Source organism: Vibrio sp. J2-4 (genome assembly GCF_021728155.1).
In the GTDB taxonomy this organism is placed as follows: domain Bacteria; phylum Pseudomonadota; class Gammaproteobacteria; order Enterobacterales; family Vibrionaceae; genus Vibrio; species Vibrio diabolicus.
The window spans coordinates 407,271-429,142 of sequence record NZ_JAKKCN010000005.1 but is presented as its reverse complement, the minus strand read 5'-3'; the positions used below and the strand labels follow the sequence as shown (position 1 = coordinate 429,142).

The window sequence follows — 21,872 nt, the reverse complement described above, 5'->3', positions numbered from 1 at the left end:
CAGACTTTAATGCTAGGTTTTGTTTAAAATATTATACTCTACGCACAACTGTCAGCCTTGATAAAGCACCAAAACTAATGACCATTTTAATAATAAAAAGGAGTGTGCGAACTCCTACCGCAACCCTTCTCACCATTGCCTTACTCATTTTTATTAGCGTGTCGCTTTCTCACCACATCCTCACTCCCATGGATAGACTGCCTACCGTTAAGCCTTTGGAGTTCAAGAATGAGGGAGTTCAAGCACCTTTTGAGGGGGGGACTCTTAGACAAAAAATCACCATAGGTGTGGTTGAGTACTCGTTTGTCGCTTCATTGTTAAAATCAGGGATAAGTCAAAAAGAGATTAATTTGCTATTGGCCCTTATTAAAAGTAACTTTAATATTATTGATTCAGTTAAGAGAGATGACCATTTTATCTTAAGAACTAAGTTAAATAGTAGAAATGAAACCTATATTAGTTCTTTTTACTATTTAGGTAGTAAAACCGATTTATTTATTATCAATGATGGGCAAGGCAACATATTTGATGAGCATGGCGTGTCAATAAAAAATAAACTCCGATTTTCAGATCCCTTTGATAAAAGCTACAGAGTAAGCTCTGGCTATGACTTAAAACGAACACACCCAGTAACCAATATAACGACTCCACACTTAGGCACTGACTATGCAACACCAGTAGGCACAACGATTCGTAGTATTGCTGATGGCATCGTTTTAAAGTCTCGTTACAACCGTTTTGCGGGCAACTACATTAATATCCGCCACACAAATGGCTCTGTATCACGCTACCTACACTTATCTCAACGCCACGTCCACGTTGGCGAGAAGATCAGCCGAGGACAAGTGATAGGAAAAACGGGTAACACAGGAAGAACAACAGGGCCGCATTTACACCTTGAACTGCACATTAATGGTATTCCGGTTGATTACGAGCGATACATTCAAAAGCACCCAAACACTGACGTTAATATAGAAATGCTGATTGCAGCGAGAAAAGAAAAAGCAGAATTAACAGCGGAATGGCAACGGTATAGGCAGTCAAATCGGCAATAAAATACTTCGGTTCGATCTTTCTTCATTTATCTGAAGCGAGTCCTCGTAACCCTCTGAGCGCTTCAAGTCCTGTCGCCACTTTCCAAGTTCAGGACAAAAAAGAGCCGCTATATGCGGCTCTTAATGATGCAAATCTTTGTTTGCAGCCCATGAGTTAATATTTTTGTGGGCACAACTGAATGCAGCAAACTTGCTGGCACGTAACACGCTTAGACTTCAGAAAAAGCTATCGTCCTCCAGCAAGAGCTTTAATGGTTCAGCATCCAACTGCTGTTGATCGCCTCTCCCTGCTCATCAAGTTTATGAATAATATAGTCGATAAACACTTTTACTTTCGCGGGCACAAACTTACGACTTGGATAGTATATATAGACACCTTGACCATCGGTTCTTTGAGGTTCAGAAACCAACATCAGTTTACCTTGCTGTACTAAGTCTCGAGCAAGATATTGGGGCATCAGTGCAATCCCTGCTCCTAAACTCGCTAAAGAGGCCATCGCATAACCATTGTCTACTGTCACTTGATGTGTAGGACTAAATTCTACTAATTGCCCATCTAAAGGCATCGTCAAGGTAAGTAAGCGCCCCGATTGTTTATAGCGGTACATTATCCATTTGTGCTGGTTAAGCGCTTCAACACTCTGAGGCCGACCAAACTTCTTTATGTACTCCGGACTGGCAAACATACCCATATCAATAGGACATAATCGCCTCGCAATCAGGTTGCTGTCATTTAGTCTCCCGCTTCGAATAGCAACGTCCATCCCACTCTCCAATATACTGGTGTATTCATCAGAAAAGCTAAGATCCAACTTCACTTCAGGGTAACGTTCGCAAAACTCTGGAATCAGCGGAGTTATATAGTTTTGCCCGAACGATAAAGGAAGGCTGACACGAAGTGTACCAAACGGAGATGCAATACTTTGATGAAGCTGCTCTTCACTACTTTTGAGCAAGTTGATCACTTCTCTTGCCGTCTCAAGGTAGTTAAACCCCGCTTCAGTGAGCTGGAGTTGACGTGTTGTACGGTGAACTAAACGAACACCCAAATCCTGTTCTAGGCGAGCAATCGCTTTACTAACAGTAGAAGGCGACTGCCCTAATTGATTCGCGACTGCTGTAAAGTTCCCTAAGTCCACAACAGATACAAACAACTTTATTAATGACAGCTTATCCATAACGCTCACAATTAATGAAAAATAATCACATCTAATATGACAGAAAAAGTATTTTTGTGTCATGCAAACTTTTCTAGTATTTCGGAAAAGCATACCTAGCTATGGATATTTCTACTGACCTCAGAGACGACAAATAAAGCCAACACCATTAACTCTACACTAAGAATGCTCGGGCTTACGGCATTTTCTCCAACCTTTAATTCCATTGCATCTCATTAAATGCAATGAAACATACTGAACCTGCTCTAACACGGTAAGAGGTTTTAATGACAAGAATTCAACTTAAACGCGAAGTGATCTGTTTTGCTGGCGATTCTGGAGATGGTATCCAATTACTTGGAGAACGCTTTTCAGACAACTCGTCGAAACAAGGAAACGATGTCATGACGTTACCTGATTATCCAGCTGAGATACGGGCTCCGGCAGGAACCACATCTGGAGTATCGGCTTTTCAGATGCAATTTGCCTCAACAGAGATTTATACTCCTGGCGACGATTTTTCAGTCTTAATCGCTCTGAATGCCGCTGCATTAAAAACCAAAATCTCACAACTCGTTGAAGGCGGTTTGGTGCTTATTGATCTCGATGGTTTTAATAAAAAAAACCTAGAGCTTGCTGGCTATGAATCTAACCCATTGAGCGATGGTAGCCTCGCAGATTATCGAGTGATTAGTGACAGTTTTACGCGTTTAACCGTTCAATCTCTTTCTGAGTTAAACATTGCGCCTAAAGTAGTGAAGCGAAGCAAAAACTTTTTTATGCTTGGTATTGTTTTATGGATTTACAGCCGTCCGCTAGAACCGACCATTGAATGGCTAAATAATAAATTCGCTGACAATCCGCAAGCGAGAGAGGCAAATACTTTAGCCATAAAGTCGGGATTCAATTATGCTGAAACAACCGAAATATTCAGCGACTGTTTTCAGGTTGCTCCCGTAGCAGATAAAGCTGGCTTGTATCGTACTGTTTCAGGGAACGAAGCATTATCGCTTGGGTTAATATGCGCAGCAGAAAAACTCCAACGCCAGCTATTTTTGGGCTCTTACCCCATAACACCCGCCTCAGATATTCTACACACACTATCAACCTATCAACACTTTGGGGTCACGACATTCCAAGCAGAAGATGAGATTGCAGCTGCTTGTTCAGCTTTAGGTGCATCTTATGCTGGCGATTTAGGAGTCACATCAACGTCTGGCCCTGGATTATGTTTGAAAGCAGAGACCATTAACCTTGCCGTGATGGCGGAGTTGCCAATGGTTGTTATCAACGTACAACGTGGAGGCCCCTCAACTGGCCTACCGACTAAAACAGAGCAATCAGACTTGCTTTTGTCTTTGTATGGTAGAAATGGGGATTCACCACTCCCAGTGTTGGCTCCTGCCTCTCCTGCAGACTGCTTTGATATGGCAATCGAGGCCTGTCGAATTGCCACTACATTTATGACGCCAGTGATCTTATTGAGTGACGGCTACTTAGCAAACGGCTCCGAATCTTGGCTCGTGCCCAACCCTGATGAGATTAAGCTCACTGCCGAGGCAACAAAAGCAAAAATAAGCCCGTTTTATCCCTATGCCCGTGATGACGTGTATTACAGCAGAGAGTGGGTCACGCCTGGTACAAAAGAGAAAATGCACCGCATTGGAGGATTGGAAAAGCAAGCGATTACTGGCAACCCTTCTCATGATCCTGAAAACCACCAGTGCATGACTGATGAAAGAGCAAAAAAAGTAAATAACATCTGCCATTTCATCCCTAAACAAACGCTAACAGGCAGTACTCAAGACTCACTGCTAGTACTAAGTTGGGGAGGCACGCAAGGTTCTGTGTCGACCGCAATTGAGCATCTGAGAAAGCAAGGCGCATCGGTTGCCCACGCCCATATTAAGTATCTAAACCCGTTTCCAATCAATTTGGAAGAGATCATTAGCCAATTCAAACATGTGCTTGTTTTTGAGTTGAATAACCAGCAACTCGTTAAAGTGATTCGCTCACAATATGCCATTTCTGCCCGCTCCGTAACCCAAGTTAAGGGGTTACCATTCAAAGTTCACGAGGTCATTGAGTCTATTAACCACCACCTGAAGGATATTAAAAATGACGACTAAGGTACTCAACCGCAAAGATTTCGCATCTGATGTTGAAGTCAAATGGTGTCGAGGCTGTGGTGATTTTAACGTATTAAAAACGATGCAATCCGTTCTAGCACGATTAGTTCGAACTAAAGAGAACACCGTATTCATCTCAGGGATCGGCTGCTCATCTCGTTTTCCTTATTATCTCGATACTTATGGATTTCATACGATTCACGGCCGTGCCCCTGCCATCGCTACTGGTGTAAAAGCTAGCAATCCAGAGTTAGATGTTTGGGTTGTAACTGGCGATGGTGACGCACTGAGTATTGGCGGTAATCACTTTATTCACGCGATTCGACGCAACCAAGACATTAAAATTTTGCTTTTTAATAATGCTGTCTATGGACTGACCAAAGGCCAATTTTCCCCGACAAGCGAACAGGGCTTCATTTCTAAGTCGAGTCCTGAAGGTTCTCCCGATCAAGCGCTTAAACCTCTGGCATTAGCAGCCTCCGCAGGTGCTACGTTCATAGCACGAACATCAGACAATGATCCTACACACATGACGATGGTGTTAGAGGCTGCTGCCGCGCATTCGGGCACTGCAGTGGTTGAAATCCTACAAAACTGCGTCATTTTTAACGATAAAGTGCACGAACCTTACAACGGCCCAGCTAATAGAAGCGAACATCTACTTTATCTCTCAGATAATGAACCGTTATTGTTTGGTAAAACACACTCAAAAGCGTTGTTCAATAAAGGGTTTGGCTTCCAGATTGTCGAATCAGAGACCCCGAACCTTTTGCTCCACTCCAGTCAATGCGAGGAGTCATACTATGCTTATGCGCTTGCTAACTTGAGCTATCCAGACTTTCCCGTACCCGTGGGCGTTTTTCGTTCAGTGACTCGACCTACTTTTGATCAGGTCATTCGACATCAAAAACACCAAGCAACTCTAAAATATGGTCAAGGCGACTTAACCGAATTACTCAAACAAAACAGTTATGAGCGTCTCTGCTAACAATTGAAAGAGCCAACTATTGAGGTAACCTTTCCTGCAAAGATGAAACTAAAAAGTTTCCGATTCTAGTTGGCGACTTGCTGAATGATGAGTTGATAAGGAAGTGTGATGGTTGCAGATATCCATCACACTAAAAAGAGGCTCTATAATGAGCCTCTTCTGTTTTTTAAAATAGTGACATCGTCACTCTACTGAATGGTTTCTATCGTATTCAGCGCTTGCCTTTTTCAGCCCTTCTAAATCGTCTGAACATAACAGCCTCTTCAGGCTGTCGATTTTCTTATCAGGCCAATCATATATCCTAAGGGCGAGCAGTTCGTCTATCGTCTCTAGAGAAAAGCGATATTTGACATGCTTAGCTGGTGAGCCTGCAACCATGCTGTAAGGCTCAACATCTTTCGTCACCACGCTGTTTGCCGCAATGATTGCTCCTTCTCCGATAGTCACACCCGGCATTATCATGGATCGCATACCGAGCCAGGCGCCATCGCCAATGTGAGTATCTCCTTTCCCGACGTACGCTTCTTCAATAAAGTCCATAAATGGGTACAAGGAGAACCAATCAGCTCTATGTGTACTATTTCCCCCCATAACAATCACAACTTCCGCTGCAATACAGACAAAGTCACCTATATGTAACTTATCAATCTTCCATTTTGGTTCCCAATCTCGGCTGAACTCATCGCCTTGTAGATATCTTACAACGGACTCCTCAAAACCGGCGTCCCAACAATCACTGTAATAACTATGTTTACCTTTAATCGTTATATTGGGATTCGTAACAACTTCATGTAGCAAAGTCACCTTAGACCAATGCTTAGTTTTCATGAATACTCCTATAAATACTATCGAATAAAACAATGCAGATAGTATGTATCTAAATAAGCTCTAATAATTACGTAGTTCCTATTACCAATAAAATTTACTTCACCACCGAGCTAATAATATTGTAAGCAGCCTCTACTCTTTCTGCATTGGGGTAGTTTTTATTCGCTAGAATCACTATGCCTATTTTTTCAGAGGGTACATATGCGATATATGCCCCAAAGCCACCTGTTGAGCCCGTTTTGTTATACCAAACGTCACGACCGAGAGTACTGGATTCACTTGCTTGAACCGGTTTAGCGTTGAGAATTACATCGCTGGAGTTACCCTTCAATAATTGCGAAAGTGAAACGGGGTAATCATAACCTTCCCATCCTACGGCTTGTGTAAACGTGTCGGTATCAAAATACTTAGTATGAGTTCGCTCTAGCGCATTTTCTATATCAGAATTAAGTTGCGCTTGACCCATATTTGCTTCGATATATTGAAGCATATCTAAGCTTGTTGATTTAATACCATAGGCTTGTGCATCAAGAATACCTGGATTAACTCTAACGGGTTTTCCCTCAGAACTATAACCAAAAGCATAGTTGTTAAGCTGATCCTTTGGTACATCGACAAACGTATTGGTCATACCGAGCTCAGGTAGGATGACGGTTTCCATCATTTCCGTATAGTCTGACTTCATACTCAAAGCACCGATGTAGCCAAATAGACCAATACTAGGGTTTGAGTACTTCCTCTTAGTACCGGCTTCGTACTCCGGCTTCCACGTTTTGTAGTACTGCATCATTTCAGCGTCGTTCGTTACTTCGCTAGGGAATTGTAATGGTAGACCACCTGCAGTGTAGGTTGCGACATGAACTAGCTTGGTATTACCCAGAACACTATTTTCTAATTCTGGAATATAATCTTTGACCTTGTCATCCATATTCAACTTACCTTTTTCTTGGGCGTACCCAGTCAAAGTAGCGGCAAAAGTTTTACTGATAGAGCCGAGTTCAAAAATAGTGTCGTTAGTGACTAAACTCCCCTTACTTTCGTCAGCGAAACCGTAATTGTAAAAATAACGCATACCATCAATCGTTACTGCAACAGCCAACCCCGGAATGTCGTATTCGTTCATTAATCCTTTAGCACATTCATCAACTACGCTCTTTAATTGACTGCTAACCGTTGACTCCGTTTTCGCAAACGTGACGAAAGAAGTGAGCGATAAAATAGCCACCAAAGCATTGTTTAATTTCATTGAACCCTCAATTTTTAATTTTCACTTATAATTAATTTCTAGTTTATTCCAAGGCTTTTAGCTTTTTATATAAAAGTAATCCTGACTTGAAGAACTCCAATCGTTAACCCCCGATGAATAACACTGTGTCTTCAAATTTTTAGTGCGATATAAACAGGTTTAAACCTTATCACCGTTGATAGGTAGGCCGATTAGATACGAATGTAAGTAACATCCGTTTGCAAAATGTGGAAATAATGTACTCAATTACGCTTTCTCCATATCACGATAACGGTATACTAGGTAGATATACCTAATGTATACAGATCCACATCCTCACAACGCTTTAGAACCACTTTTCAACGTCTACAGAGAAAACGATGCCATTTTCACTACACTTCGAAACTGGAAAAGTCACCAGCCAACAGCTTTATTCCGAGATATACCAAGGGATATTAGAAGGCAGATTACGATCAAATGAGAGATTACCGTCGACTCGCATGTTGTCAAAAAAGTTAGGCATAGCAAGAAACACTGTCATTTCGGTGTATGAGCGACTTCAGTTCGAGGGGTGGATAGTAAAAAAGGCAGGGTCTGGCACGTACGTAAGTAATGCTCTAGAACAAACGGTGAATCAAGATAAGAGACCAATAAAACACTACCAACTAGGGGTGTTTGGCACTAACGCAGCGAAAAAGCCTGAGATCATCACACCAAAGAATCTAGACTATGACTTCACTTTAGGCGTTCCTGATCATCAGAGAATAGCAAAGCATATTTGGCGACACTCAAGACTGAGTAGGCTCAATGCATTAACTCCAGAGTTTGCACATGGTGGTGATTTGCAAGGACTAGCTTGTTTACGAGAGTCTATCTGCGAGTATGTAAGACATTCGAGAGGCGTAATCTGTGATCCTGAAGACATCATCATTACGCAAGGGTGCCAGCAGGCAATAATGACGGCTCTCCTTACATTACTCTCTCCGGGGGATCTCGTGTCGACGGAAGATCCAGGATATCCTGTTTTTCGAAATCAAGCTCGATTGCTTGGCGCGCAAATAGGCACCGTGCCGATGGACGACCAAGGCGTTGTCGTTGAATCAATCCCTTCTAATACCAAAATTATTTATACAACGCCTAGTCATCAGTTCCCTTTAGGCTTTAGCTACTCCGTCGAAAGAAAGTTAGAACTGTTGAGGTGGGCAGAAGTTAATAACGCAATCATTATCGAAGATGATTATGATGCGGAATATCACTATCTCAATACCAGTAAGCAAGCTCTCAAGTCACAAGACAAAGATGACTGCGTCATAATGATAGGCAGTTTCTCTAAAATACTATTTCCCGGCATACGCATTGGATATATGATTCCACCAAAGTCTGTAATAGAGCCAATTTCAAATATGTTATGGCACTTGGGAAGAAGTACATCTGTAGTGTCTCAAATCCTACTTGACGAATTCATGCGTGACGGTCATTTCTCTCACCATTTACTCAATATGAATAAAATCTATAGCGAAAGGTACCATAAACTCACTCAATTAATTGACAACGTAGATTGCTTACAACGTATTCCAAGCCAAGGTGGGTTACATATAGCAGCTGAAGTATCGGGGTGCGCGACAAAAATGGCGAATAAGTTTGCTTCATCCAATGTAGCGGTTTATCCATCATCGCATTTTTCTATCAACAATCATTCTAATGCCCTCTTATTTGGGTTTGGCATTATCCCTACCCCAAAAATAGAAGAAGCATTTGATATTATTCAATCAGTATTGGATTAAAGCAGATATAAAATTACCCGTTCAAAAATGTCATAAACTTAAAAAAACCATAGACTTATGAAGAGGCAATATCAAATTATCGTTTTGATAGGTATCAATTTATCGTCGTGTTATCACCAGCAGAGTCAGGGGCAACTGCGAGCTTGGAACGCTTTTCAACTCAATAAGGGTTCACTACGAATTGTGTCGCTCTAACCCGCTTGGTTTGCTTCAGCCCCAAAACTATATTTCTTCGACTGTAAACGTACTAGGTTCAAAGTAAAGCGACGTATCACGCTGACATTTTCAGCGCCACCTGCAACCCTATTACGCAAATCATCTTCTTTTAAGTTCACATCTAGTATTCAATGAACCTTATTTTTCTAATATCGAACGGATAGTAAGTTCTGCTTAACACTCTATCAATCACTATCTTTCCCTAGATGTTAAAGAAGAAAAGACTTCAAGATAATTAAGGATTTTTCATGGACTATTGATCTACATAATAAAGAGCACAATCACGACATTAATCTCCAGTGATTTACCATACCGCTTCATGATCACTTGGGATACAAATTATCGAAAAATACCAAACCATAAATTAATACACTGATAACGGCTCAAAAAAATAACGAAGTTGTAGCGCAATTATATCAACATCATTTTCATGTAAAAAATAACGAGCGCCTTGGACACCGATCTCCCAATTATCTGAGAGGTTGTAGCCAACTTCTGCACCAATATATCCATCAAAACCATCCACTTCCGTCGTTATCTTGCTGCCTTGATACGTACTTTCAATATCGGTATCCCAGAACAAGCCCCCTAAACTCAGTTTTGCGGACCATGAATTGTATTGCCAGAACTTATAACCGATGTCGAAGCCTATGCCCTTAACAAGGAGTGGTGCTATAGATGCGACACTGGTGTGATAGTCTTCTGGTGAAGTAGTCGCACTACGCAATGTTGCACTACCTTCACCCATATCTATATAACGAATAGTTCCTGACCATTGCTCAGAAAAAGTATATCCAAACCCGATAGAACGGTAGAGCCCGGTGTTGTCAGTAGAAATTACGTTATCACCTTTAACAGCATCACGCTCATCTGCATGGCTTGACCCCATTTGAACATCAACATACCAACCCGCTTGACTACTAAAACTAAACACAGCAATTAGTGCTAGAGCGCTGTTTCTTCCATAACGTTTCATGGCTCCTAACAAAATCAAAAGCATCAACACTATGCTACCCAATGATCCTGCTGAAGTATTTTCAACCTTTACATCTCTTACCAACTTAACTGTCACTATAACTTTCCCTGTGTCTTGCAGGCCTTGGCTATCTTGAATGATATATGTCAACACATCATTGCCTTCAAACCCTGAGGTAGGGGTATAGGTCACGCTCTGATCTGCATTCATGACCACCTGCCCATACTGCGCTTGGACTGAAACCAACTTCAATGTGTCGTTATCCGGATCGGTATCGTTAGCAAGGACATAAACCGTGACAGGGGTACGATCATCGGTGGTAATATTATAGTCCACCGCATTCGGATTCTGACTGTTTACCACATTCACCGTCACCTTCGCCGATCCCGTTCCACCATTACCATCCGTTACGCTATAAGTGATCAAAGCCTCCCCGTAGTACTGTGGTTGAGTGACATAACTTAGTTTATTATCAACCACACTAACACTACCAATATCTACAGAAGCGCGACTTACCTTCAGCCCATCACCATCAGCATCGGTATCATTGCTCAATACATCGAGCGTCACCGTACCATTGAGACTAACAAACGCATTGTCGTCAATCGCTTGAGGGAGTGCATTATTGTTTACACGAGCGGCAACGACGCCAGGGTCAACGACACTGCCATTAGCCAATCCGTCATCATCGTTCGGACCACCGTCTTCAATGGTAAGTTGTACACACCAGTCACCTTCAGTCAGACCCTGTGACCATGAACTGTGCCCTGGTGGCGGACAATAACCAGCCTCGCCAGCACTAGAAGAAACTGTGTTTTGAGCATCCTCAATAAAGTCTATCCACCCCTGTTCAGCGTTATACTTTCGGTACACTGCATTTGCTGGAACAGGTAAACGCTGAGGCAAAACTAATTGATAGCTTTGGCCGGGCAGCGGCAAATTAGTTACTACAAAATCAAAGATTCCCCCGATGCTCTTCATGTTGATATCTTTAGGAAGCTCCTCATCTAGCAATAAAGCTCCTCCTGTTGTGTTAGTCAGAATGGTTATTCCTTTGCGTAAACAGACACCTGGCTGCCCCTCAATGAGGAAGCGATCTTTTTCTGACACAACCTGTTGAATTACGTTACAGTCAGAAATTGCGTCAAGATAGTCAGGAATGCCATCACCATCACTATCATTATGACCTTCTTGATCATCCGGGATTAAGTCGCCATCACTATCTTCACTTCCGAGCTCCGCCAATGTTTGTACCACTTCTAAATAGACATTCCGTGTCACTGATAATGGTGGAGTGCCATTGTCAGTAACTGTCAATTGCAAATTGTAAATCGCTGAACTCAGTAATTGCGGAGAGAAAGTCAATGTTTCGCTGTACATCTGCCCCGCAATCGCTTGGTTAAGTACATCGCTATCACTACTCCATCTGAAACTGTGTATATCTGACATATTTGCATCATTAACACTGCTTGTGATTGTGACCGGTTCAACACCATTTTCAATTTGGCTCCGCTGCTCCCCCGCCTGAGATACACTTACCGAGACCTTCGGAGCCACATTCTCTTCAAAGATTGTCAAGGTGTAACGACGCTTACTACCTAGATTAAGGGTGCTGTCCAAATCAATCACTAAGGTTTCAACGCCTTCACTTTGTCCATCATTAAGTAGTTCGAACGAAAGTTTGCCTTCGGTACCACTAGTTATCACCACTTCGCCAGAGGTGAGTGTGTGGTCATCACTGTCTGTGCTTCCTGAAACCGTGTAAGGTACGACTACTGGGTAACTCGGCGAAGGGCCGTTAAGGTGTATCGTTACGCTATGGTTGGTGCCTTCCGTGGTTTGCGCATCTTTGGAGATACTTATCAGTGGATACACTGTTACCGTTTGACTAGCCTCAGCGACGTTTCCATCAGAGTCTTGAGTACGCCAATAGACCGTATTAGTTCCAGGTCGGAAGAAGGTCGTGCTGTCGACCAATGAAACAGGTAATAGCTTGCCTGTACTATCTCGGGCCACGGCAGAGCCTAATGCAACTTTAGTAAAGAGCGAACTTGCGTTCACTTCGATATCTGAAGGTGCGGTTATTGTTGGTGCGTCCAATTTCGCACTTTTAATTGTCACGATTGCTTTCGCGGTGGCCTTTCCTCCATTACCATCTTTCACACTGTATTGCACTGTCACTGTACCAATTGAGGTCGTTGCCAATTGGATTTGACTGCCCACAATCGTTGCCGTTCCAGATGTAGGTTTAACCCATTCCAGTTGTAATGTGTCTAGATCAATATCGCTGTCGTTGCTGAGTACATCCAATAAGTAGCTACCATCGTTACTCTCGGTAAAGACATAGGTATCATTAACTGCCATTGGTTCATCATTGACGTTGATTACCGTGATGCTAAACGCTGCTAGAGAAGCGCTTAACTCACCGTCAGAGACACTAATAACAATATTATTGGTGCTGCCAACATGCTCATTTTCCGGCGTACCACTTAGCAACCCAGTAGCTCTATCAAAGGTTGCCCATGATGGTTTATTGCGGATTGAAAAGCTCAAGCTACTACTATCAACATCCGATGCCTGCAGCGCAAAGCGATACGTACTGCCTTCGTTGACAGTAAGAGCAGGAGTGCCACTGATCACTGGCGCGTCATTGACATTGTTAACAACAATACTGAATCTATTGAGCATTGTGGTCGTGAGACCATCAGAAACCGAGATAACAATGCCCTGATATTTGCCAACATCACCATTATCTGGTGTACCACTGAGCGTGCCTGTTGATGCATCAAAGCTAGCCCAAGATGGCTTGTTCACGATACTGAAGGTGAAGGCTTGGCTGTCAACATCTGACACTTGTGGCGTGAACAGATAGGTGCTGTCTTCATTCACTTGTGTTGCTGGTGAGCCAGATATAACGGGTGCATCGTTAACGTTATTCACAGTAATCGAAAACGCTGACAATGAGGAAGAAATTGTGCCATCGGATACGCTAATCACGATATCTGGATAAGTCCCCACATCACTGTTACTTGGCGTGCCAGAAAGTGCTCCTGTTGTCTTGTCAAATGTAGCCCAAGGTGGCTTGTTAGCTATCAAGTAGGTCAGAGTATCCGCTGGGTCATCGTCCAATGCCGCGGGCACAAACTGATACACACTATCTTCATCAACTTGCGCCGATGGGGTACCCGTAATCACTGGCGAGTCATTAACGTTATTCACCGTGATGGTCACTAACGCCACTCCAGAGGTAAGTTCTCCGTCACTTACGCTGTAAGTGAAACTGTCCTGACCAAAGAAGTTACTGTTACCCGTATAAACCGCGTGATTGCCTGTGACGGTAACATTACCGTTGACTGGCGATGTTACAATTTGATAGCTCAAAGATGAGCCTTCTGCATCGTTACCATTTAAAGTAATGGTCAGCGGTATCTCTTCCTCTCCCGTAGCACTGATATCGGTCGCGGTTGGTGTATCGTTGACTGGATTAACCGTCAAATCGACACGAACCTCTGTCGAGTCTAGATCACCGTCGTTGACCTTGAACAAGAAGAAGTCGGAGCCATTGAAGTTCGCTTCTGGTGTATAGCGCCAACCATTATTGGTCAACTGCTCTAGCACGCCATGACTGACTTGCTCAGTGATAAGATACTGCAGAGTGTCATCATCGTTATCAATATCTGAACCAACCAGCGTGATCACCAAACTATTGTCTTCATCAAGCGTTTGTGACTGTGCTTGCGCCATTGGTGCGTCGTTGACTGGTGTTACCGTCATGGTCACTGTTGCGACGTTAGATACAGCACCTGCTAAGTCTGCCACCGTATAGGTGAAGCTGTCTTCACCGAAGTAGTTCTCATTGGGGTTGTAAACAATCGCTCCTGACGCCGTCACGTTCACACTGCCATATGCTGGCGTATCGACGACTGTGACACTAGTGAGTTCAAAACTGTCTCCAGCATCGGCATCACTATCATTGCCTAATACGTTGACTTCAAAGGAGCCTCCCTCCAGTAGTTGTGCACTGTTATCAACAGCAACGGGGGCATCATTCACTGGCGTAATATTGAGCGTGACGGTTGCTGGCACGGAGACTGCTTGACCACTATCGGTTAACGTGTAGGTAAAGCTATGTTGACCATTAACGTTCGCTGTTGGCACAATCTTTAAGGTCCCATCGGCATTGACACTGACCGTGGCAAAACTGTATCCCCCCTCTCCTTGACCAAGATCTTGTAGGGTAATACTACTCGCGGTGAATGACCCATCTTCAATATCACTGTCGTTACTTAAAACATCGAGTGTCGATGTGACATCTTCATCCAAGGTAAAACTGTCTGCCTCCGCCACTGGTGAGTCATTGACGGAACCGATATTGACGCTGACCGTGGCCGCAAGAGAAACGCCGCCTTCACTGTCTGTGATCGTGTAAGTAAAACTGTCGCTACCATTTTCATTCGCATTCGGCGTATATACAAAAGTGCCTACAGCTTGATCAATGGCGACTTGTCCTTTTTGAGGCAAACTAACTAACGCTAAATCACCCGTTGGGATGCCATCTTCAACATCCTTCGCTTGACTGCGCGCGGTGACTGCTGCGCTTGCGGTATCTTCGTCAGTGTTAATGGTCAGCGCTTTCGCGACTGGCGCATCATTTATAGCTTTGATAGTGACGGTTACTGTCGCGTCTTGTGACTCCTGTAACAAGGCATCTTTCACGGTATAGGTAAAGCTATCCGTGCCTGTCTCATTACTATTTGGCGTATAGGTAACAACGCCGTTGCTGATCGACACCTGACCTTTAATTGGTTGCGTTTTAACCGTTGCAGAAGAAGCGACCATGTCATCATTTATATCGGAATCGTTGGCTAACAGATCAAACTGTTTCGCCGTATCTTCCTCAGTCGAGAAGCTATCATCAACTGCCGTTGGCGCGACATCGTAGCGTTTAGTCACCGTATCCGTCACTGCATCAGATGCGTTGCCTGCGGCATCGGTTACCACCACGCTTACTGTCAACGTCCCCTCTTGCAAACCAGTGACGTCAATGCCCGTTACTTGCATGGTCTCCGAGGAGATTGTTTGACTAGCGCCGTCAATGGTCGTGGTACCGTCGGTCACGCGATAAGTGAACATCGCGTTCACTTCAGCTGCTGCGAAGGTAAAGCTCATCGCCTGTTCGTTGGTTTTGTTAATGCTCTCCTGATCAATGCTGATGCTATGTCCAGTCGGGATCCCCGTATCCACTGAGATCAACAACTGAGTCGCTGCGGTATTGAGGTTACCTGCAGCGTCGCTAAATTGCTCTGCTGCAACATTAATAGTTGCATCCTCAGTGCTTTCTTCTGCAGGTGTAAAGGTAGCCGTGTAACTGGTGCCACTGCCCGCAAAGTTAGAAAGAGTTCCGCCAGCAACGGTCACATCGGCTTCGGCAAAATCAGTGGCGGCTTCACTCAAGGTAAACGTGAGTGTTGCCGTTTCACCCGCTTTCAGCGCAGAACTGGAGCTAGTGATACTGACGGTTGGAAGCACAGTATCGACGCTGATGGAAAGTGGTGTTGCTGCGCTATTGCTGTTACCAGAGGCATCGGTAAATGTGCCTGTGGCAACATCAATGGTGCCGCTCGCCACACTCTCTTCCGTTGGTGTAAAGGTCGCCGTGTAGCTGCTACCACTGCCCGCAAAGTTGGACAAACTGCCGCCAGTGACGGTGACATCTGACTCAGCAAAGTCACTTGATGACTCACTTAAGGTGAACGTGACACTCGCCATTTCGCCAGAGATCAAATCGAGGTCTGAGCTGCTCAAAGAAACAGTTGGCTGCACGTTATCTAACGTAAATGTTTTGCTAGCTGCACTGGAGGTGTTGCCCGCAGCATCGCTCTGGCTAGCCGCGACCGTCAGGGTGCCGTTGTTAAACGCACTTACATCAAGCTCACTGCCGCTCAACGTCCAGTTGCCTGAGTTGTCGGCCGTCACCGTACGACTGGCATAATTGCTGTAGTCCGTGATGGTCACGGTCACGCTATTGCCTGCTTCCGCGCCGGAGCCAACAATCAGCACGTCGTTGTCTTCTGCCGCATTGACGATGCCATCAGTTTCAATCGGCGTAGTGATGGTCACAGCTGATGGTGCGGCGTTATCCAGGGTAATGCTCTGCGTGGCTGCGGTGGAAGTATTACCTGCGGTATCCGCTTGGGTTACAGACACCGTCAGGGTGCCGTTGTTAAACGCACTTACATCAAGCTCGCTGCCGCTCAACGTCCAGTTGCCTGAGTTGTCGGCCGTCACCGTACGACTGACAGAGCTGTTATTGTCCGTGATAGTCACGGTCACGCTGTTGCCTGCTTCCGTGCCGGAACCGGCAATCAGCACATCATTATCTTCCGCTGCATTGACAATACCATCGGTTTCAATCGGCGTGGTGATGGTCACTGCTGATGGGGCTGCATTGTCCAGGGTAATGCTCTGTGTGGCTGCGGTGGAGATATTACCTGCTATATCAGCTTGGGTTGCAGACACAGTCAGGGTACCATTGTTCAGGCCACTGATATCCAGCTCGCTGCCGCTCAACGTCCAGTTGCCTGAGTTGTCGGCCGTCACCGTACGACTGACAGAGCTGTTATTGTCTGTGATAGTCACGGTCACACTGTTACCTGCTTCCGCGCCGGAGCCAGCGATCAGCACATCGTTGTCTTCTGCAGCGTTGACGATACTGTCAGTCTCAATCGGCGTGGTAATGCTCACTGCGGATGGTGCTATTGTATCAATGGTGACACTTAACGCGTTGGATGCCGAGCTAACATTATCATCGCTATCTGACGCTTTAGCACTTATTGCATGTGTAATACCAGACGCCAACTCATTGGTTGTTATCTGCCAGTTTCCTCCAGTAGCAGTGCCTGTGCCAATAACCGTTACACCTCCACCGACTTGATCACTGTATAAAGTAACGATCGATCCACTCTCAGAAATCCCACTAAACGTTGGAGTAGCGTCACTGGTAATATTATCAGTATTTAATGATCCGGTATCCGAACTAGCATCTAAATCGGGTGTAGATGGCGCATTTGGCGTGGTATCGACCGTAGTAAAGTTAAATGTTGCATCATCGCTGATCCCAGAAAAGCTATTATTTGCGGTGTCAGCCACGGCACTAGATTCAATATGAATGGCGTAAGTCCGGTTTCCTATCAGATCACTGGTTGGGTTTAAGTAAACTTTATCGTTGGTAACACTGATGCGGCCAGCGCCTGGTGAAGTTGTTGTGCCATCGCTTTCGGTGGCAACATTAAATACTTCAAAATCGCGACTGTCTGTAACATTACGAATGGTAATATTGCCGCTCTTCAGCTCAATATTCTCATCAAAGGCAATCTCGATGTTGTTGCTAACAGAAACATTGGTTGCATCATCAGTGGGGGTTGAGCTCGCACTGACAAAAGTAGGCGCGATCGAGTCTGAAACCGCAGCGTCATCAATCTTGATACTTTTGATAAGATAACGAGAGTCAGCACCCGGACTTCGGGTAAACGCCATAGTCACTGTATCAACGTCCTGCCATGCAGAATCAGTAAAGTCTGTACCACGGGTCAGGGTAAACAAATCCTGTAACCCTGAGTTTGCTTCACCACCTTTTGGCAAGGTGACAGTTTCGGTCACTGTTTGAGTATTATTAGAGAAGCCAGTTAACACAAGTTGATACGTTTTATCTGAGTCTCGGGCCGACCCCTGCATAAAGGTAATTTCGTCGAAACTGAAGTTAGTACTTGATCTCTCAAAAAAGCGGAAGCCACGATTGTTGAACTCATTAATCATGGTATTTGAGAAAAAAACACCAGCTACAAACCCGAGGTCATTTAGGCCAGTAAACGGAGTGCTATCAGTGCTATTGCCGGCATCTAATACCATAGACACAGCACCTGCATTGGTAAGAGTGACCGAGGGCATACCCCCAGTGACGCCTGTCTCCACCTCACTAAAATTGGAACCTGAACCATTAGAGTAGTTAATCGTTTGCTGTGCGGCCCAGGCTTCACCGGAAAAAAACGCTGAGGACACCCATGCTGTTGTAATTGCGATCGCTACCTGACGACGTAATCTCATTTTCCTCTCCTGAAGATGACGGCCTTATCAACATAGCCGGGTTATCATAATCAACTTAAATATTTAATTTTTTTATAAGAAAGGATTAGCGAAAGTTTCAGCCAATTCTTTCTTGGTTGATTAGCTGCGCGGTGGGTATACTCCCGCAGTGGCAATTAACCAATTAATCGGCAATACCGGGCTCAAAATATTAAGTGGCTCTGAACCGCCAGTTTCAGTCACAGTTACAGTACCTCCTTCCGAGCCACCACCAGACACACTTAAGCCTTCGATCTCAGTCAAATCTGGTTGCTGAAACGTCGGTTTATAGAACCCAGGGGTAGAATTTTGCGCTATATACGAATTACTTTCGGGTACCTGCGTATTTGCAGCATTGGTAGCAACCTGCATCCTGCCTGTTACAGGTGCAGAAGTGCCAAGAGGGGTAAAAATTGCCGTATGTAAGTGTGCTGGCATTTGGGTTATATCAATAGTTACCAGTTCAGTACCCAATCTTTCTCCCTGATGATAATCCATCCCCCCAGGTCGTGTGCCTACACCAACTGGACTGCGGCCACGCAAATCAGGTAAACCAAAGGTAGTTCGGGCGTCACCTCCGTATAGAGTGCTAACTAGAGAGAAGAGTGCTGGATTATCTTCAATTGCCTGTATTTGCCCCGAGCACATTGCCCAATTTCTAATTGCAAAATTGCCGCCAAATGCGGTTAGTGTCCCAAGATACGGTTCTGTAGCCATACTGTTCTTCCTTTTAACGTATACACTTAAGTTAAAACCAACCCATAACGTAATCTTTACTCGCAGGCTGAAGCGTGCTGAAGCAATGACATCCCAGCGTCCAGCCCAGCCATTTGCGCGTAGCGATAACCCGAAAACACGCCTTGCTGTGTAGCAATAACATCTATTGATATGGCGCTATCTAACGTTTTCACTTGTAACCCATGCTGTGGGCTGATCTCGAGAATGCTCCCCGCCTCAACACCGACTAAAGAAGTCTCCATTGCGCTTGCTTGCAAAACATTGGCGACACCATTTGGCAAGCTCAACATCGCACCACCGAAGTTATGATTGCCTGCTCGCACTAAATTGACGATTTCGCGACTCGTTTGCACGTTCCAACGAATGTGCAGATCATGTTGGTTTACTGCTCGTGCCACTTCGTTGAGGTTTGATACTTGCTCACGCCAAACCAGCCCTTTCTTTTGTTGCGCGATGAGGAAGTCATACATCAGCTTAGCCGTCATTTGTGACGCTTTTTGCTGAGCACTGGTTAAGGTCTCAAACGGGTGAAATGGTACCTCTAACTCCATTCCTATAGCGCCAGAATCAGCCGATGCCTCAAGACGATGCAGGGTGAGGCTAAAGGTGTCTAAACCGTCTCTTAATTGCCAATAGAGAGGCATCGGGCCTCGATACTCGGGCAGCTTTCCCGGATGAATGTTGTACAAGTTTCCGTTGAAAAACTGACACAGCGAGGAATGAACTATGTGCCTGAACAAATAGATGACGCCATCCGTGACTCGCCAAGCATCGAGTTGCGCTATCAAAGCACTGCTGTCATTGGCGGTATACTGAGCAATATGAATCGATTGAGCGCTCAGATAGCTCTGTAGCTGCTGTAAGTCAGGATTTAGTTCTCCTTCCGGTACTACCACGCCCGCCAATTTATGCTGTTGTGCCAACAACTGAATGATGGGCAAGGCGTAACAACTTCCTGTAAAAACGACGTATTTTTGCTGCATATCGAAATCATCCATGGGTGGCGACAAAACCTGGCAATCCGGTTAACTGATAATAGAAACTGACCTTACCCCCTCCCTTCGCTTCAAAGTAATGGTGTTCAACAGCTTTGGGCTTGGCATCCACATAAAAAGTCATGTCGGGTTTAGGATGGGTAATACCAGAGTCGTATTGTCCGACCATCGCATCTCCGTAAGTATCGATATGGCTGTAAATGGCCAGGATACGTTTTGCCATATCTGGCACATCTTTCGGCAGCTCAATGGTGTTGCCTTGCAGCATTTTTATTCCACCATCTAGCTCAAAAATCTCGCTTCTGAGCAACATGGCTTTATTGACGTTAAGAATTTCTCCCAGATCAATTCGATCATCTATAGCTTCCGGCTGGCAATGGTTGGAATGTGCATACTCTGCTTTTTCCCATTGTTGATTAAATTCCGTCTCCCCGATGACCATCATGGCGCGCACAGATACCTGATTGGGGATCATTTCGCCTTGAATATGTAAATATTGAACCAAATGTTTCGCGATGCTGAGGAACCCTTCCCGACTAAAGCCATGCTGCATCGCTTCAAGTATCAGGAGATCAAACGTTTGAGTTGGCGAAAATTGGGTAGCATCTTCTTCCACTAAGGCTTCAATGTAGTCTGCGATATCGAGATCCGCGATCAATTGATTGAGTGCTTTAATCGCTCCGGGGTGAATATCTACTAGTGTCACCTGAAGCTGCTCTGCGCTAATCCGATCACTTTGTTTGTAGTGAGTAAGTAAAGGCAGCAGCAACGGTGCAAAGGGGCCGCAAGCTGGATAAAGCACTTTAACCTGTGGCTTGTTGGCAAGCATTTGTTGGATAGCTTTGTTTGTACCACACGCAAAGCCTTTAATTCGGTACACATCTTTGATGGTGTGTTTACAGTTAAGTGGAGACATCACCAGCCCAGATGTGGAAATGTACTGTCGGGTCAGTTCCTCTTGAGTGAGTTTAGCCAGAGAAAGAGATTGGCAAGCGTTGCCATACATGCTCTGAAAGGCTTGCACCAGTGTTCGGTGCTCAACTTTCGTCTCCTTCAATACGAGCTCAACAGCCGCAGCGAAACTCTCTTTCAGTTGCCGTTGGCGTTCAGCCGTGCTGAGTTGGTTTTGGAGCATAGCCTCAAGTTGAGTCCGTAATGAGTACTTAAGCAGCTCATCCATTTCGGGTTCAGCAAAACCAAACTGTTGAGTTTGTTGCTGCACTTCTTCAATACCGACCGTCTCACGAGATTGAGGACGTTGCTGGTAGAATTCTATAGGTGAGCCCTTTTGCATAATTTATGAACCTCAATTGCCGCTGTAGCAGTTGTTAATGATGTAAACAAGCCTGTACTTGAGAAAAACATACGCCATAAGCTCGGCGTTATAATATCTGAGCTCACGGATCTAATTTCATAAACCGTACTGACAAAATTGGGCAGAAAAATTGAGATAAAAACAGTTCCAATTCTGGAAATTCAGAGAGTAGTAAATAGTTAGGGTAATAGGCCTTTCGATAGGATTCTTCTAAAGCAAGCGCTTGCCAATCCCCTCGATAACAAGATCGTTTGACATGTGGCAGCCACGCAGTCTCCTTGATAGAGGTAAGCGCGGCATTCAAGTGTGGTGTAATATGAAATCCTTTTAACAGGCAGAAAAAGC

Annotated in this window: 11 protein-coding genes; 4 read left to right on the top strand and 7 right to left on the bottom strand. The window is 44.6% G+C overall.

Translation table 11 applies throughout. The features are described from left to right. Positions 1–77: 77 nt before the first annotated feature. Positions 78–1,055, top strand: a complete 978-nt coding sequence (locus L3V32_RS19190; protein ID WP_006741106.1) for a peptidoglycan DD-metalloendopeptidase family protein — start codon at positions 78–80, stop codon at positions 1,053–1,055. Between the two features lie 248 nt (positions 1,056–1,303). Here the strand turns inward: L3V32_RS19190 and L3V32_RS19185 are convergent, their stop codons facing one another. Further along, positions 1,304–2,233 (bottom strand): LysR family transcriptional regulator, encoded by a 930-nt coding sequence (locus tag L3V32_RS19185; protein WP_006741107.1) that lies wholly within the window; start codon positions 2,231–2,233, stop codon positions 1,304–1,306. Positions 2,234–2,499: 266 nt separating this feature from the next. Between L3V32_RS19185 and L3V32_RS19180 the strand changes: the two genes are divergently transcribed. Then, the gene (locus tag L3V32_RS19180; RefSeq protein ID WP_237284933.1) at positions 2,500–4,341 is read left to right on the top strand and encodes a 2-oxoacid:acceptor oxidoreductase subunit alpha; all 1,842 of its coding nucleotides are present in this window, start codon (positions 2,500–2,502) and stop codon (positions 4,339–4,341) included. Next, a complete protein-coding gene (locus L3V32_RS19175) occupies positions 4,331–5,329 on the top strand; it encodes a 2-oxoacid:ferredoxin oxidoreductase subunit beta (protein ID WP_237284932.1) in 999 nt (332 codons plus the stop codon). The genes L3V32_RS19180 and L3V32_RS19175 overlap by 11 nt, the downstream gene beginning before the upstream one ends. Before the next feature lie 183 nt (positions 5,330–5,512). Here L3V32_RS19175 and L3V32_RS19170 read toward each other — a convergent pair whose 3' ends face one another. After that, positions 5,513–6,157 carry a CatB-related O-acetyltransferase gene (locus tag L3V32_RS19170; RefSeq protein ID WP_150916899.1) on the bottom strand — a complete coding sequence of 215 codons (645 nt, stop codon included), beginning with the start codon at positions 6,155–6,157 and terminating at the stop codon, positions 5,513–5,515. 94 nt (positions 6,158–6,251) lie between these two features. Then, complete coding sequence (ampC, locus tag L3V32_RS19165) at positions 6,252–7,403, bottom strand: class C beta-lactamase (RefSeq protein WP_237284931.1); 1,152 nt, start codon at positions 7,401–7,403, stop codon at positions 6,252–6,254. A gap of 359 nt (positions 7,404–7,762) precedes the next feature. Between ampC and L3V32_RS19160 the strand changes: the two genes are divergently transcribed. Next, positions 7,763–9,166: a PLP-dependent aminotransferase family protein gene (locus tag L3V32_RS19160; RefSeq protein WP_237284930.1), complete on the top strand. Its 1,404-nt coding sequence runs from the start codon at positions 7,763–7,765 to the stop codon at positions 9,164–9,166. A gap of 580 nt (positions 9,167–9,746) precedes the next feature. On the opposite strand, the gene L3V32_RS19155 is transcribed toward L3V32_RS19160, so the two are convergent. From L3V32_RS19155 to L3V32_RS19140, 4 genes are all read right to left on the bottom strand, one after another. Continuing rightward, positions 9,747–18,461 (bottom strand): Ig-like domain-containing protein, encoded by an 8,715-nt coding sequence (locus L3V32_RS19155; protein WP_237284929.1) that lies wholly within the window; start codon positions 18,459–18,461, stop codon positions 9,747–9,749. Between the two features lie 120 nt (positions 18,462–18,581). Next, the gene (locus L3V32_RS19150) at positions 18,582–19,196 is read right to left on the bottom strand and encodes a phage tail protein (RefSeq protein WP_237284928.1); all 615 of its coding nucleotides are present in this window, start codon (positions 19,194–19,196) and stop codon (positions 18,582–18,584) included. Positions 19,197–19,252: 56 nt separating this feature from the next. Beyond that, entirely contained in the window at positions 19,253–20,200 is a 948-nt protein-coding gene (locus L3V32_RS19145; RefSeq protein ID WP_237284927.1) for a formyltransferase family protein, read from the bottom strand. Between the two features lie 7 nt (positions 20,201–20,207). After that, the gene (locus L3V32_RS19140; RefSeq protein ID WP_237284926.1) at positions 20,208–21,506 is read right to left on the bottom strand and encodes a hypothetical protein; all 1,299 of its coding nucleotides are present in this window, start codon (positions 21,504–21,506) and stop codon (positions 20,208–20,210) included. Between the last annotated feature and the right edge of the window lie 366 nt (positions 21,507–21,872).

Bases quoted from the DNA above. Each gene is read 5' to 3' on its own strand.
- L3V32_RS19190 (WP_006741106.1), top strand. From the start codon at position 78: ATGACCATTTTAATAATAAAAAGGAGTGTGCGAACTCCTACCGCAACC.
- L3V32_RS19185 (WP_006741107.1), bottom strand. From the start codon at position 2,233: ATGGATAAGCTGTCATTAATAAAGTTGTTTGTATCTGTTGTGGACTTA.
- L3V32_RS19180 (WP_237284933.1), top strand. From the start codon at position 2,500: ATGACAAGAATTCAACTTAAACGCGAAGTGATCTGTTTTGCTGGCGAT.
- L3V32_RS19175 (WP_237284932.1), top strand. From the start codon at position 4,331: ATGACGACTAAGGTACTCAACCGCAAAGATTTCGCATCTGATGTTGAA.
- L3V32_RS19170 (WP_150916899.1), bottom strand. From the start codon at position 6,157: ATGAAAACTAAGCATTGGTCTAAGGTGACTTTGCTACATGAAGTTGTT.
- ampC (WP_237284931.1), bottom strand. From the start codon at position 7,403: ATGAAATTAAACAATGCTTTGGTGGCTATTTTATCGCTCACTTCTTTC.
- L3V32_RS19160 (WP_237284930.1), top strand. From the start codon at position 7,763: ATGCCATTTTCACTACACTTCGAAACTGGAAAAGTCACCAGCCAACAG.
- L3V32_RS19155 (WP_237284929.1), bottom strand. From the start codon at position 18,461: ATGAGATTACGTCGTCAGGTAGCGATCGCAATTACAACAGCATGGGTG.
- L3V32_RS19150 (WP_237284928.1), bottom strand. From the start codon at position 19,196: ATGGCTACAGAACCGTATCTTGGGACACTAACCGCATTTGGCGGCAAT.
- L3V32_RS19145 (WP_237284927.1), bottom strand. From the start codon at position 20,200: ATGCAGCAAAAATACGTCGTTTTTACAGGAAGTTGTTACGCCTTGCCC.
- L3V32_RS19140 (WP_237284926.1), bottom strand. From the start codon at position 21,506: ATGCAAAAGGGCTCACCTATAGAATTCTACCAGCAACGTCCTCAATCT.